At 60.3% G+C, this 12,593-nt stretch carries 14 protein-coding genes and 4 tRNA genes; 6 read left to right on the top strand and 12 right to left on the bottom strand.

What is annotated here, in order from left to right:
- The first annotated feature begins 107 nt into the window (after positions 1 to 107).
- On the top strand, positions 108 to 800 hold the full coding sequence (locus GWQ29_RS03825; RefSeq protein ID WP_275918783.1) for a B3/4 domain-containing protein: 693 nt from the start codon (positions 108 to 110) through the stop codon (positions 798 to 800).
- A gap of 97 nt (positions 801 to 897) precedes the next feature.
- Here the strand turns inward: GWQ29_RS03825 and GWQ29_RS03820 are convergent, their stop codons facing one another.
- The 3 genes from GWQ29_RS03820 to GWQ29_RS03810 are packed head-to-tail and all read right to left on the bottom strand — an operon-like array spanning position 898 to position 2,917.
- Positions 898 to 2,070, bottom strand: coding sequence for a nucleoside recognition domain-containing protein (locus GWQ29_RS03820; RefSeq protein WP_059113481.1), 1,173 nt, complete (start codon positions 2,068 to 2,070; stop codon positions 898 to 900).
- A complete protein-coding gene (locus tag GWQ29_RS03815) occupies positions 2,051 to 2,401 on the bottom strand; it encodes a hypothetical protein (protein ID WP_275918782.1) in 351 nt (116 codons plus the stop codon). The genes GWQ29_RS03820 and GWQ29_RS03815 overlap by 20 nt, the downstream gene beginning before the upstream one ends.
- On the bottom strand, positions 2,402 to 2,917 hold the full coding sequence (locus GWQ29_RS03810) for a ClbS/DfsB family four-helix bundle protein (RefSeq protein ID WP_275919012.1): 516 nt from the start codon (positions 2,915 to 2,917) through the stop codon (positions 2,402 to 2,404). It abuts the gene before it with no gap.
- Positions 2,918 to 3,049: 132 nt separating this feature from the next.
- Between GWQ29_RS03810 and GWQ29_RS03805 the strand changes: the two genes are divergently transcribed.
- Positions 3,050 to 3,382: a hypothetical protein gene (locus GWQ29_RS03805; protein WP_265462582.1), complete on the top strand. Its 333-nt coding sequence runs from the start codon at positions 3,050 to 3,052 to the stop codon at positions 3,380 to 3,382.
- A 176-nt stretch (positions 3,383 to 3,558) separates the two neighbouring features.
- Here the strand turns inward: GWQ29_RS03805 and GWQ29_RS03800 are convergent.
- From GWQ29_RS03800 to plsY, 5 genes are all read right to left on the bottom strand, one after another.
- Positions 3,559 to 3,634: transfer RNA gene (locus tag GWQ29_RS03800), tRNA-Asn, on the bottom strand.
- 8 nt (positions 3,635 to 3,642) lie between these two features.
- Positions 3,643 to 3,718: transfer RNA gene (locus tag GWQ29_RS03795), tRNA-Phe, on the bottom strand.
- Between the two features lie 10 nt (positions 3,719 to 3,728).
- Positions 3,729 to 3,804, bottom strand: a tRNA-Thr gene (locus tag GWQ29_RS03790).
- Between the two features lie 50 nt (positions 3,805 to 3,854).
- A tRNA-Phe gene (locus tag GWQ29_RS03785) sits at positions 3,855 to 3,930 on the bottom strand.
- A 47-nt stretch (positions 3,931 to 3,977) separates the two neighbouring features.
- Entirely contained in the window at positions 3,978 to 4,640 is a 663-nt protein-coding gene (gene plsY, locus GWQ29_RS03780) for a glycerol-3-phosphate 1-O-acyltransferase PlsY (protein WP_059169255.1), read from the bottom strand.
- A 169-nt stretch (positions 4,641 to 4,809) separates the two neighbouring features.
- On the opposite strand from plsY, the gene folB reads away from it, so the two are divergent.
- The 3 genes from folB (at position 4,810) to GWQ29_RS03765 (ending at position 6,356) form a co-directional block, all read left to right on the top strand.
- Entirely contained in the window at positions 4,810 to 5,181 is a 372-nt protein-coding gene (gene folB, locus GWQ29_RS03775) for a dihydroneopterin aldolase (RefSeq protein WP_275908312.1), read from the top strand.
- A 52-nt stretch (positions 5,182 to 5,233) separates the two neighbouring features.
- Entirely contained in the window at positions 5,234 to 5,743 is a 510-nt protein-coding gene (folK, locus tag GWQ29_RS03770; protein WP_059113475.1) for a 2-amino-4-hydroxy-6-hydroxymethyldihydropteridine diphosphokinase, read from the top strand.
- Between the two features lie 124 nt (positions 5,744 to 5,867).
- Positions 5,868 to 6,356 (top strand): YbaK/EbsC family protein, encoded by a 489-nt coding sequence (locus GWQ29_RS03765; RefSeq protein ID WP_275909893.1) that lies wholly within the window; start codon positions 5,868 to 5,870, stop codon positions 6,354 to 6,356.
- Positions 6,357 to 6,377: 21 nt separating this feature from the next.
- On the opposite strand, the gene mdtD is transcribed toward GWQ29_RS03765, so the two are convergent.
- The 4 genes from mdtD to GWQ29_RS03745 form a co-directional block, all read right to left on the bottom strand.
- Positions 6,378 to 7,766, bottom strand: coding sequence for a multidrug transporter subunit MdtD (gene mdtD, locus GWQ29_RS03760; protein ID WP_275918781.1), 1,389 nt, complete (start codon positions 7,764 to 7,766; stop codon positions 6,378 to 6,380).
- 61 nt (positions 7,767 to 7,827) lie between these two features.
- The gene (locus GWQ29_RS03755) at positions 7,828 to 8,955 is read right to left on the bottom strand and encodes a GTP-binding protein (RefSeq protein WP_275918780.1); all 1,128 of its coding nucleotides are present in this window, start codon (positions 8,953 to 8,955) and stop codon (positions 7,828 to 7,830) included.
- 71 nt (positions 8,956 to 9,026) lie between these two features.
- Complete coding sequence (locus tag GWQ29_RS03750; RefSeq protein WP_212539633.1) at positions 9,027 to 10,421, bottom strand: D-arabinono-1,4-lactone oxidase; 1,395 nt, start codon at positions 10,419 to 10,421, stop codon at positions 9,027 to 9,029.
- Between the two features lie 193 nt (positions 10,422 to 10,614).
- Positions 10,615 to 11,538: a LysR family transcriptional regulator gene (locus tag GWQ29_RS03745; protein ID WP_058394577.1), complete on the bottom strand. Its 924-nt coding sequence runs from the start codon at positions 11,536 to 11,538 to the stop codon at positions 10,615 to 10,617.
- Between the two features lie 176 nt (positions 11,539 to 11,714).
- Here GWQ29_RS03745 and GWQ29_RS03740 point away from each other — a divergent pair, with 176 nt between their 5' ends.
- A complete protein-coding gene (locus GWQ29_RS03740) occupies positions 11,715 to 12,464 on the top strand; it encodes a 3-oxoacyl-ACP reductase family protein (RefSeq protein WP_275908308.1) in 750 nt (249 codons plus the stop codon).
- Positions 12,465 to 12,593 lie beyond the last annotated feature (129 nt).

The raw sequence follows: 12,593 nt of genomic DNA, 5'->3' as shown, positions 1-12,593 counted from the left end.
GCCATCGCCCAAGCAAGATGGCTCTCAAATTGAGTTTGATGTGGCTGATGCCATGCGCCATCGAGACATCAAATGTCGTCTCTATCAATGAATCCCCTGGAGTCGCTATGCCGTTGTTCAAGCCGTTAATCACCCCTGAAGTGACCGATATGGCTCCCGGATTCCGGGCCTTGAGTATCACTGTCCAGGCGGCTGCCATTGCAGACCCCACTGTGGGGACGCGGGCTCTGGAACAAGCCTCCCTTGCCATGGCCAGAGAAGATGCACCCTGGGCTGATGCACACCTCTCTGCCTGGGCGGACCTCTTTAGAAAGTTTGGCGCCAAACCACAGCGCACTCCCTGCTCCGCCGAAGCCCTGAGAAAACGGGTTGCCCGTGATAGCAGCCTGCCGAGTATCGATCCTGTCGTTGACCTCTATAACGCCATCAGCATTGAGTACGCCATACCGGTCGGGGGCGAAAACCTGACTACCTATGAAGGGATGCCAAGGTTGGTAGTTGCCGATGGCAGCGAGCGATTCGACACAATGAAGGGCGGCGAAGTGGCTCATGAATCTCCAGAACCCGGCGAAGTGGTATGGCGGGATGACAAGGGGGTGACGTGCCGACGCTGGAACTGGAGACAGGGGGTCAGGACCAGGCTCAGTGTGGAGTCGAGCATGATGTGGTTCATTCTGGAGAGCTTGCCCGAAATGCCCCTGGAAGCTTTGCAAGCAGCCGGGAACAAGCTGATTGAAGGCATACAACAGATGATGCCCGGAGCCGTGATAGAACAAACCGTCATTGGCCATGTCGAGTGAGCACAACGCCGGGCTGGCCGTCTCGATGCTGCCAGCGTGATCGCAACGAGAAATGCAAAGAGGCTCCGAAGAGCCTCTTTTGTTATCTGAACCCGACTCAGCCCAGCAGCAGGTAGAGCTGATGGGCCGCCACACCGGCGCAGAGACCACCTATGGTATGAGCCACTATGGCGCGGGAGGTGAGATGGCGATAACCGAGCGCATCCAGCATGGCGGTGTGAGTACTCAGAAAGCCGCTCCAGCACATGCCCATGGCGGTGAATACCGCCACCTCGTTGCCGGTGATCCACCCCTTGCCGATGAAAGGAGGCACCAGCGACATGGCGGCCCCGACCGCTCCCAGCGAAGTTACGGGGAAGGCCACCAGCTCGGCATGGGTAAAACCGAACAGCATCTCGAACAGCCAGCCCACCTTGGCCGCCAGCACGGGCAGCAGCGCCACCCCCTGGAAGGCCTCGCCGGTATAGCCCTTGTCGCCAGGACCAAAGGTCAGCAACATGACGAAGGTACTGATGATGAGCACACCCGGGATCACCGCCATGCCGAGCTCCACCCCGGACTTGCCACCATCGAGCAGGGCATTGAGCACCCGGAGCCAGGTGGGAGCCGCTTCCTGACTCAGCCCGGGCTTGGCGCCCACACTCACCACTTCGTCATCAATCAGGGTCTCCCCCACCAGCGGCCTGATCATGCGCTGCATCAACCGGGTCGAGACCACTGAGCCGATGAGGGCACCGAGCAGACCTATCAAGGCCGCACTGGCAGTGGATTCACCGCTCGGCAGTTGCAGGGTGGCCATGAAGGTCACCACGATCAGCCCCATGCCAAAAGCCGTCCCGAAGTTGGTCAGAGACACCAGTTGCCAGGGGGTGAAGCCCTTGCGAAAGCGACTGTCTTTGGCGAGGCTGATCACCGCCGGGTTGTCTGAAAAGAACGTCATCAGAGCCGCCAGGGCGGTGCGGCCCGGCAGACGGAAGATGGGCTTCATCAGTGGCGCCAGCAGCACCTCCAGCAGGCGGATCACCCCGAACTCACTGAGCAGCTGGCTCAGCGCCCCCGATAGCACTGTAATCCCCATGATGAAGAGCACAGTATTGAGCAGCAGCTGATGGGCCGTATTGAACAGGGTGTTGACCAGGGCGGAGAGCCCCATCAGACTGCCGAGGTAACCGAACAGGCTGCCCAGAATGGCCAGTACCAGTACCGGCTCCAGCCAGCGGCGAAGGGAGGTTTGCGTTGCATGCGAATCTTTAACTGCTTGATTTTCCATACCAATCCTGATGACTGTCTCTGTGTGAATCGTTGTTTTTGTTATTGAACTCGTGACACCGGATGAACAGCCCGCCGAACTGGCGACTGAACTCAGGAGGAAACACCCGCTTGCCAGACAAGGCAGCATGGCAAGCCGCCTCACGCCAGGGGGAAGATAAACCCGGCACCCGGGAAAATTGAGGGGCGGGAGTATAACAACCGGGGCAAGTCAGCGGAAGAATACGGGCCACTTCAGCCAGCATCGCCATCGGGAACACCGGGAACACCGGGAACACCGGGAACACCGGGAACACCGGGAACACCGGGAACACCGGGAACACCGGGAACATTCATACCCGAATACCGTTCCCCTTCAACCATTTGCGCAATCGCCCGTTGGCATTGTGGTAGGGAGAGGTGGTATTGAACTGGATCATCCGCCCCAGGGTCCACTGCTCATACCAGGGGCGACCATACAGCTCATCGTCACCGCGCGTCACGATCAGCTCGACGATGCGGGCCCTGGCCGCCATCAGCCGGGCCAGCAGTGCCGAATAGGCCAGCCCCTCATAATCCCGATAGAACTTTTGGGCCAGCCTGCCCAGCTCGTTCCACTTAAAGCCCGTCTCGGGAAAATCCACCGGCAAGCCCGCCGCATCCCGCTCTATCCACTTGATCACCAACTCATTCCAGCCGATGAGGTAGGCCACCAGGTTGGCCACGCTCATGGAGGTGCCCTTGCTGCACCCCTCCATGGCCAACTCCTGTGCCTTGCTCTCGGGGACGGCCTGCAACGCCTTGAGCAGCTTGCCAAAATTCGTGTCGATGGCGAGCAGCAGCTCGGCCTTGTTGCTGGGGATCCCCATCACCTTTTCCTCCTTCATGCCTGCCACCCTGCCGCCCGGTCGGAATTGCCGCCAGCGGCGCCGAGTGCTAAGCTCGCGGCATCTGCGACCTGCGTTCCCACGCCGCCACTCCCGTCACAAGCAAGAACAGCAATGAATCAGCTCATTACCTATATCAAGGCCATCCATCGGCAACCTGGGCCAGCAACCATCACTCATCAGCAGAGTGAGCACTATAGCGAGAATGACGAGAGTGGCACCCTGATCCAGCACCAGCAAACCACCTATTGGTTCGCCAATGGGGTCGTCATCTGTCATCAGAGAGAGCAGGACCAGGTCCCCTCAGAACAGCTGTGCGCCGAATGCTGGATAAGCTATCGAGTTGTCACCAGCCACATGCCCATCACGCCGCCACGCAAGCTGTTCCACAACCTCTGTCAGGAGGCATTCTGGCTGAAGATGCAGGGCATCACGCCGGCAAGGTGATGTAGGACTGATCCACAGATGAAACAACAGCAGGGAGGAGGGACTTAATAGACTCAACGATCACCAGCAGGCCATCATCTCCATCGACAAACAACAACTGAACCTCTCATGCGATTCTGGTCAGCCGTAAAAAACAGGCAAAGAAAAAGCCCAGCATTGCTGCTGGGCTTTTATGTTGGCTCCTCCTGCTGGACTTGAACCAGCGACATACGGATTAACAGTCCGCCGTTCTACCGACTGAACTAAGGAGGAATTGTACTTGGTGCCCAGAGACGGAATCGAACCGCCGACACGGGGATTTTCAATCCCCTGCTCTACCGACTGAGCTATCTGGGCAATATATAAATGGTGCCGGCTACCGGAATCGAACTGGTGACCTACTGATTACAAGTCAGTTGCTCTGCCTACTGAGCTAAGCCGGCACACTTAAACCACTGTGCATGAACTAATTTTTACTTCATGGCACCAAATTTGGTGCCCAGAGACGGAATCGAACCGCCGACACGGGGATTTTCAATCCCCTGCTCTACCGACTGAGCTATCTGGGCGTGGGCGCTATTAAACGGATTTTAAGGCAGGTGGTCAACGGGAAATTTCACTTTTTGTCTCGTTCGTCTCTTTTTTGCGCAACATCATCCATTTCCCCTACTTCTTCCTGTCGGCGCTGTGCCTGGCGGCCCCAGACTCTGGGTTCTTCCCCCTTCAACAGACGGGCTATGTTCTCGTGATGGCGGATAAGGATGAGGCAGGAGAGCAGGGAAACCGGCAGTGTGTATTCTGGCTTGATCAGATAGGTAAAGAGTGGGCTAAGCAACACGGTAATGATGGAGGCCAGCGAGGAGTAGCCGCTCACCAGCAATACCAGCAGCCAGGTGCCGATCACGGCTCCCCCCATGGTGAAGCCAATGGGCATCATGGTGCCGAGTGCCGTCGCCACCCCCTTGCCACCCCGAAAGTGGAAGAAGATGGGGTACATGTGACCTAGGCAGGCAGCAACCCCGATAAAGCCGAGGTAGACGGGCTTGATTTGCAGATACCAGGCAAGATAGACAGGCGCCGTGCCCTTGAGCACATCGAGCAGCAAGACCACCAGCGCAGCCACTCGACCACCGAGACGCAACACATTGGTCGCTCCCGGATTATGGGAGCCATGATCCCGTGGATCCGGCAGACCCGTGATGCGGGAAACCAGCACGGCACTGGACAGCGAGCCGCCCAGGTAGGCCAGAATAATCATCAAAATCGTCAGGGCCGTCATCTTGGTCGTTTTTACCACGATATGAATGGGGTATGATGCAGGCCACATTCTCTGGCTTGGGGTTGCCCAAAGGCGTGTCGCCCAAACCGACCGCGCGGCAAACTGCTTGCCGAGCCTGCATCCCTGCGCTGTCATCACAGCCCATCAAGAGTAAAGAAGAAGTACTGTCATGGACAAGGTGTTTATTCGCGGACTCGAGGTTTTGACCACCATCGGTGTATATGAGTGGGAGAAGGGCATTCGCCAGAAGCTCTGTTTCGACCTCGAAATGGGGTTTGACAACCGTCCCGCCGCTGCAACCGACGATATCAATCTGGCACTGGATTACGCCACCCTCTCTCGCAAGATCTGTGATCACGCCTCCAGCAAGGTGGTGGAGCTGGTCGAAACCATGGCCGAGCAGGTCGCCATGCTGGTACTGGCCGACGAGCGGGTGCAATGGGTCAAGGTCACCCTGACCAAACCGGGTGCTGTCCCCAATGCGGCTGGCGTCGGGGTAGAGATACTGCGCCATCGCACTCCGGCTGCGAGCACCTGCTGATGACCAGCATCTATATCAGCCCGGGCGCCAACCAGATAACAGGGAGCACTGCATGACCCGTATCTACATCAGCCTGGGTTCCAATATCGAGCGGGAGCACCATATCCGCGCCGGTCTCGATGCCCTGCATGCCGAATTTGGCGAGCTCACCGTCTCCCGGGTATTCGAGAGCGAGGCGGTTGGCTTTGCCGGTCGCCCCTTCTACAACCTGGTAGTCGGCGCCGACACAGATCTGCCGCTGGCGACCCTGTGCCAACGGCTGCGTGCCATGGAGTTTGCCCACGGCCGCGAGCCGGATGCCAAGAAGTTTGCTCCGCGCACCCTGGATCTGGATCTGCTGCTGTATGGCGATCTGGTCTGCGATGTACCGGTCGCGCTACCCCGTGGCGAGATCCTCACCAATGCCTTTGTCCTCTGGCCGCTGGCCGAGCTGGCACCGAGCCTGCGCCACCCGGTTGATGGCCGCACGCTGGACGAACTGTGGCAAGGTTACGACAAGGCATCCCAGCGACTCAGCCCCATTCCCTTTCACTGGGAAGCGCGCGAGCTGCAGCATCACTGAATCAACAAGGGCACCCTAGGGTGCCCTTGTTGCATCTTGCAAGGCGGCTTATCCGCCATAAGAAAGTGTGATTGGGCCCGACCCCCCATGGCTGGCAGGATAGGGCTCGCCACAGGAGACCCCCATGCCGCTCGATACCATTCACGACTTCAACTACCAGCTACTGGCCCAATTGCCTCACCAGCGCTATCAGCACGAACCCATCCTCGACTACGCCACCGATGAAAGAGTCAGGGCCCGCTTTGGCTGGCAGGCGGTGTTCAGCAAGACCTTGTTTCTCAAATTCAAGGATGGCCGCTTCGCCCTGCTGCTGACCCATCAAGGGGGGCGACTCGACAACAAGGCGGTCAAGGCCGCGCTCGGTGCCAAGCCGTCTATCTGCACCGCCGAGGAAATGCAGGCAGAGATTGGCTGCCTGCCGGGAGCCGTCTGCCCCTTCCTGCCGAGGGCTGATATTCCCTTGCTGGTGGACTCGGCCCTGTTGACCCATGATGCCTTCACCTGGACGCCGGGCCACCCGGAGCAGACCTTTATCCTGGCGACCGAGCATCTGCCCCGAGTGCTGGCCCAGTTACCCTGCCAGGTCAGCTATCTCACCACGATTCAAGCCTGATTGCTGACGACAGCGACCGGATCACGCCTTGTCGCTTGCCAGTTGGGCAAAGATGAGCGCCGCCAGCATGGACATGAGACCGATGCACAAATAGGTGAGGTGGAAACCGGCCAGCCACTGCCCACCCGAGGCTGACGAACCGGCGGAGAAGAGCCCCAGCAGGCTGGCGGCGATGGCGACCCCCAAGCTCATGGAGAGCTGCATCACCACAGACAGCAGTCCATTGCCGCTACTGGCATGCTCCGGGCTCAAATCCTGCAGGGTCAGGGTATTCATGGCGGAAAACTGCAATGAGTTGATGGCGCCAAACACCATCAGCCAGCCCAGCAGCACCCCATAGGGAAGCTGGTTATCGATGAAGTAGAAGCTGGCGATCATGGCCCCCAGCGCCAGTGTGTTGCCGATCAGGATGCGGCGATAACCGATGCGCGGAATCAGCTTGTTCACCAGCGTCTTGGTCAGCATGGCGCCGAGCACAGTGGGGATCATGGTCATCCCCGCCTTGCTCGGTGAGAACCCCAGCCCCAGTTGCAGAAAGAGCGGCGTGAGGAAGGGCATGGCGCCGCTGCCGAGGCGGGCAAACAGGTTGCCCCAGACACCGATGGCGAAGGTGGATGTCTTGAACAGCGCCAGACTGAACAGCGGTTGCTCGGCATTGGCGGCATAGAGCCAGTAGCTCGCCATGGCGGCCAGACCGGACAGCAACGCAAACAACGCCCAACCGGTGGAGATGCTGTGCTCACCCAGCCCCTGCAAGCCCACCGACACCAGCACCATGCCGGCGCTGAACAGCACGAAGCCCTGCCAGTCGAACTTGGCCGTGCCTTGACGCAGGTCGGGCATGAAGTGCCAGCTGGCGATAAAGCCGAGTATCCCCACCGGCAGGTTGATGAGAAACACCCAGTGCCAGCTCGCCACTTCCACCAGCCAGCCCCCCAGCGCGGGGCCTATCAGCGGCCCCACCAGCCCTGGGATGGTGACGAACGACATCACCCGCAGCAGCTCATGTTTGCTGTAGACCCTCAGCACGGCGAGGCGCCCCACCGGCATCAGCAGGGCGCCGCCGACCCCCTGCAACACCCGTGCGGCCACCAGCATGGGCAGCGTATTGGCGGCGGCGCAGGCCAGAGACCCCAGGGTAAACAGCAGGATAGCCGCCAGATAGATACGGCGAGTGCCGAACCTGTCCGCCAACCAACCAGAGGCGGGAATGAGCAACGCCACCGTCAGCATGTAGGCGATGATCACCGACTGCATCTGCAGCGGGCTCTCACCCAGGGTTTCGGCCATGCTGGGCAGGGCCGTATTGAGGATGGTGCCATCCAGGGTTTGCATGAAGAAGCCGACCGCCGCCAGCGGCGGCAGCCACTTGCGTTGGGCAGGCGTAACCATGTGTGTGCTATCGGGCATGAGCAGCCACCTCCTCTTCAGATAAAAAAAGACCCGCACGAAAGCGGGTCATCTCAGCCTGTCAGGCATCCGGCTGGCCGAGCATGGCTCTGAGCTGCTCTTCCAGACTGGGCTCGGGGGCCTTGAGCGTATCAAGGAACAACTGCTCTATCCCCACCTTGTCCTGACTTTTCACGATAAACACCAGCCGGGACTGGGCCTTGCCCTCCGGCCAATCTCCCAAAGCCTGCTGCGGATAGAGCTGGCCGTGGACGCCGTGGATCACCACGGGCTGGCTCTCTCCCTCCAGCTGCAATATCCCCTTGAGGCGCAGCAGGGCATCGCCATATTGGGCCTGCACCGCATCGATGGCGGCCAGCAGGCGAGAGGGCTTGAGCGGCTCGCCGATGCGCAGGGAGAAGCTCTCTATGTTGCCGTGCTCGAAGTGAGTAGGCGCGGCCGTGCCCACCTTGGCGGCGAACGGCTTCATCTTCGGCTGCATCGGCGAAGCCAGTCCCTGCTTGGGGGATTCGGTGCGCAGCCAGGCCAGCAGCTGGCGCACGTCACGCCCCGCCGCCTCGTTGTAGGCACCCAGCTTTTCCAGCACCGCAGGCGACAGCTCGCCGTTGGTGACCCGCTCGATGGGGGCCGCCGGGTTGAGGGCGGCCAGCTGGGCCTCGACGCGCGCCAGCTGCTCGTCCTCCACCAGATCCCCCTTGCTCACCACCAGCAGATCCGCCAGCGCCACTTGTTTCACCGCTTCATACTGAGCCGCCAGCTGCTGTTCGATATGACCAGCATCCACCACTGTGACTGTGCCATCGAAGCGGTAGCGCTGGGCGATAAAACCCTCTTCGCGCAGGGTAAACAGCACGGGCGCCGGATCCGCCAGACCGGTTGTTTCTATGATGAGCCTTTTGAACGGCTTGATCTTGCGCTGGATGGCGCGCATGAACAGCCCTTGCAGCGCTTCCACCAGGGAGCCCTGCACCGAGCAACAGATGCAGCCGGAATCGAGCAGCACCACCTGCTCGTCCACCTGCTGCACCAGATGGTGATCCAGCCCGACAGAGCCGAATTCGTTGATCAGCACGGCGCACTCGCCAAGTTCCGGCTGCTTGACCCAGTGGTTGAGCAGTGTGGTCTTGCCGCTGCCGAGAAAACCGGTCAGCAGAGTCACGGGGATCCGGGTGTCTTGCATATCTGTCATATGGATGACTCCACTTGGGTCGGCAGGGTGATGAGCACGCGGGTATCTTGCATATGGGTCATTTTCAATCCTTACCGGTTGGCAAACAGGTCGCTGAGCCAGCGGTTCTCGAAGCGGCCATGGGGATCGAGCTCGCCCTTGAGGGCCAGGAAGTCGTTCCAGCGCGGCAGCAGGGCCGGGAAGTCGTAGAGATCCATCGCCAGATGCTTACCGAAGTGGGGAATGCCACCGAGGGGCACCAGCAGTTGCTGCAGCTCTCGCATCTGCTCCATGGAGCCGTTGACGAAGGTGCCGTCCGCCGCCAGATAGACCAGGAAACCGACCCAGCAGACCGATTTATCGTAGGCGGCGCTGAGCCAGGCCTCGGAGGGACCGGTACAACGCAGGATAAAGGGGTAGTGCAATACGCCCGGGTTGGCCTGCTGCCACGCTTGCAGGGTCTCCAGCGCCTCATTCATGCGGTGCAGCGGCACCGCCACCTCACAGTTGATCTGGGGTGCGGGTATCCCCTTGCAGAGGATCTGGTAGACGTTGCCCACCAGATCGGAGGCGTCCTTGAAGCGGCGCACCGTCTCGAAGTGCTCCCCCGCCAACGCCTCATCCTTGGTGTCTTTCGCCATTTTCTGCAGGGTGGCATCTATGGTGGCATTCATGCGGGCATCGATGTCGCCCTCCAGCAGCAGCGGCTCGCTGCCGGCGGCGCGGTAACGGGCCACCTCTTCCTCGGAAGCGGGATCCACCAGCCAGATGTGGCTCTCGCCGGTCCAGGCGAACCACCAGCTCTTCACGAAACCGTGCTCGCGATTGAGCCGCTCGTTGTGCTCCAGCAGGAAGGGATAGTCGGTGGTGAACTTGGTGCAGCGCATGATGCGGTTAGGCACGGTGCGAAGGCGCACGTCGAGCAATATGCCGAGCATGCCCATCCCCATTACGAAGGCACCGAAGCGCGGATCGGTGCGATCGACCCGGATGATGTCGCCATTGGCCAGCATCACAGTCATCGCCTCCACGGCATCGCACAGGGCGGACTGGTGCAGCCCCTGGCCGTGGGTGCCGGTGCTGAGCGCACCGCCCAGTGTCTGGATGCCGATGACGCCCGGGGATGCCGGCAGCATCCGCTCCATGGCGATGAGATCGGCGTAGATGGTATCGAGCGGCGTGCCCGCCTGATAGGTGACGGTATCGGCGGTTTTCGCCAGCTGGCCGCGCAGCAGGTACAAATCCACCAGCAGCGCCTGACTGCCCTCGGCATAGACGCTGTGAATGGGCTCGAAGGAGAGGCCTGAGCCGATCAGCCGCAGCTTGCGCTCCGGGTATTCACGCAGCAGCGCCTGCAGCTCGTCGCGGTTTTTCGGGCGCCACACCTGATCCAGGGCGCCGAGGGGGTTGGTCCTGGACCAGTTGAACAGCACCTCCCGATTGTTGATCGCCTTGATGCTGTGAAATGCCTGGAACTTGACCGTCATACCGCGCCTCATCTGACTTCTAAATGAGCGGCAATTCTACCGAAAAGCGGACCACAAGGCATGAAAAACAAGCCCCTACAGTCGGGGGTGGATAAGGAGAGCTGCCGGCTCTGCGCTGACAGGTCACGACACCTGGCGGGCACAAGATGCCTCCCTGGCTCGCATGTGACTGCCGGACAGTGACGACACAGACTCAGCGGGCCCGGAAACCACTGCCACTCTTTTGCGCCGCCAGCAACAAAGCATCGACCACTACGCGCAGCTTGGGCTGCATATGCTGGCTCCTGGCCCAGATGACATTGATCGGCATCTCGCCACCGGACTGGTCATGAAGCACACAGACCAGCGCTCCCGAATCCAGCTGTTCGTTGACCAGCCAGGTCGGCACCTGAACCAGGCCAAGACCAGCCAGCGCCGCTGCCAACACAGCCTCACCATCCCCCATTTCATAGCGTACCGGGATGTCGTAAGCCTCAGTCCGGCCTGCGCCATTTCGGAGCAGCCAGCTATGGCGATGCCCAGAGCGCCAGTCAATGATGCAGTCGTGCCGTGACAACTCATCCGGGGTCAGGGGAACCCCGCGTCGTGCCAGATAGGAAGGGGCCCCGCAGATGACCAGCTTCTGCTCTCCCAGCCGACGCGCAACGAGATCGGCCTGATCCTCCAGCGCACCTATGCGCACCACCAGATCGATGTTGGCCTCAATGAGATCGACCTTGCGCTCATTGAAGGTCACCGACAGATCCAGCTGCGGATGGCTGCCAGCCAGATCCAGCAGGATCGGCAGTACATGCCGGCGGCCAAACGCAGCGGGAAGATCGATTCGAACGCGACCCGACGGACTCTGTTGTCCCGATGCAAAGCTCTGCTCTGTCGCCTCCAGCACCCGAATCGCCTGGAGACAACTGACCAGATACGCCTCCCCCTCCTGGGTCAAACTCACCCGACGGGTTGTTCTGTGCAACAGCTTGACCCCCAGTCGCGCCTCCAGCCGCACTATGCTCTTGCTCAACGCCGAGCCGGTCAGCCCCAGCGCCAATGCCGCCACGGTAAAGCTGCCCGACTGCGCCACGGCGACAAAGTGTCTGACACTCAGAAACGGGTCTTGTAGTGCCACGGATTCAGTCCCTGAAGGAAATAGAGATTGGAATAATAGCCACTTAATCAATTTCAAGGAATCAATCACACTGTTTACAGGCTCATTCAACGCCGCATCTTGCACGTAATGGATTGGATGACCTTGAGTTCCCAACTCGCTCAGACATGACTTCATGACCAGACAGGAGAGACCAGATGTTGACCGTTAAATCCCTCAGTGGCCAAGTTGCCTTCGTACAAGGTGGTTCACGCGGCATTGGTGCCGCCATTGTAAAACGCCTCGCCCGCGATGGTGCCGCCGTTGCCTTCACTTATGTCTCCTCGGCCAGCAAGGCAGAAGAAATTGTCGCGACCATCACGGCTGCAGGTGGCAAGGCGCTGGCCATCCGTGCCGACAGTGCAGATGCCATCGCCGTACAGCACGCCATCCGCCAAACCGTCACTACCTTTGGTCGACTGGACATCCTGGTCAACAACGCCGGGGTGTTGGTATGGGGCGACATTGAAGAGCTGACCCTGGACGATCTCGATCGCACCCTGGCCGTCAACATTCGCAGCGTGTTCGTGGCCTGCCAGGAAGCAGCACATCACATGGGCAAGGGGGGGCGCATCATCAATATCGGCAGCACCAACGCTGACCGCATCCCCATGGCGGGGGGTTCCGTCTACGCCATGAGCAAATCGGCCCTGGTCGGCTTGACCAAAGGCATGGCACGGGATTTGGGCCCGAAGGGCATCACGGTGAACAACGTGCAGCCAGGCCCGGTCGATACCGATATGAACCCGGCTGACGGGGAATCGGCGGCGCAGCTCAAGGGGATGATGGCGCTGGCCCGTTACGGCAAGGATGAGGAGATCGCCAGCTTCGTCGCCTATCTGGCAGGGCCCGAAGCGGGATACATAACCGGCGCCAGCCTGACCATAGACGGTGGTTTCTCCGCCTGACCAGGTGGATGAGCCTCCCAGTAGCCATAAGTAGTCTCTGCACTGGTCCGGGAGCCGATTGCTGAGCCGAAGACCCCCCCTTTGATTCAAAGGGGGGGTCTGCTTTTGAGCAATACTGCTGCGCGAGTC

The sequence above is a fragment of the Aeromonas sp. 2HA2 genome (genome assembly GCF_029237345.1).
Lineage (GTDB): Bacteria > Pseudomonadota > Gammaproteobacteria > Enterobacterales > Aeromonadaceae > Aeromonas > Aeromonas salmonicida.
The sequence above is the reverse complement of the archived record's forward strand: the minus strand, read 5'-3'. Positions and strand labels throughout refer to the sequence as shown.

Coding starts and splice junctions, on each gene's coding strand:
- GWQ29_RS03815 (WP_275918782.1), bottom strand. CDS start 2,401: ATGTTCCCGGTGTTCCCGGTGTTCCCGGTGTTCCCGGTGTTCCCGGTG.
- GWQ29_RS03810 (WP_275919012.1), bottom strand. CDS start 2,917: ATGGGGATCCCCAGCAACAAGGCCGAGCTGCTGCTCGCCATCGACACG.
- mdtD (WP_275918781.1), bottom strand. CDS start 7,766: ATGCCCGATAGCACACACATGGTTACGCCTGCCCAACGCAAGTGGCTG.
- GWQ29_RS03805 (WP_265462582.1), top strand. CDS start 3,050: ATGAATCAGCTCATTACCTATATCAAGGCCATCCATCGGCAACCTGGG.
- GWQ29_RS03750 (WP_212539633.1), bottom strand. CDS start 10,421: ATGACGGTCAAGTTCCAGGCATTTCACAGCATCAAGGCGATCAACAAT.
- folK (WP_059113475.1), top strand. CDS start 5,234: ATGACCCGTATCTACATCAGCCTGGGTTCCAATATCGAGCGGGAGCAC.
- GWQ29_RS03755 (WP_275918780.1), bottom strand. CDS start 8,955: ATGACAGATATGCAAGACACCCGGATCCCCGTGACTCTGCTGACCGGT.
- GWQ29_RS03765 (WP_275909893.1), top strand. CDS start 5,868: ATGCCGCTCGATACCATTCACGACTTCAACTACCAGCTACTGGCCCAA.
- GWQ29_RS03825 (WP_275918783.1), top strand. CDS start 108: ATGCCGTTGTTCAAGCCGTTAATCACCCCTGAAGTGACCGATATGGCT.
- folB (WP_275908312.1), top strand. CDS start 4,810: ATGGACAAGGTGTTTATTCGCGGACTCGAGGTTTTGACCACCATCGGT.
- GWQ29_RS03740 (WP_275908308.1), top strand. CDS start 11,715: ATGTTGACCGTTAAATCCCTCAGTGGCCAAGTTGCCTTCGTACAAGGT.
- plsY (WP_059169255.1), bottom strand. CDS start 4,640: ATGACGGCCCTGACGATTTTGATGATTATTCTGGCCTACCTGGGCGGC.
- GWQ29_RS03820 (WP_059113481.1), bottom strand. CDS start 2,070: ATGGAAAATCAAGCAGTTAAAGATTCGCATGCAACGCAAACCTCCCTT.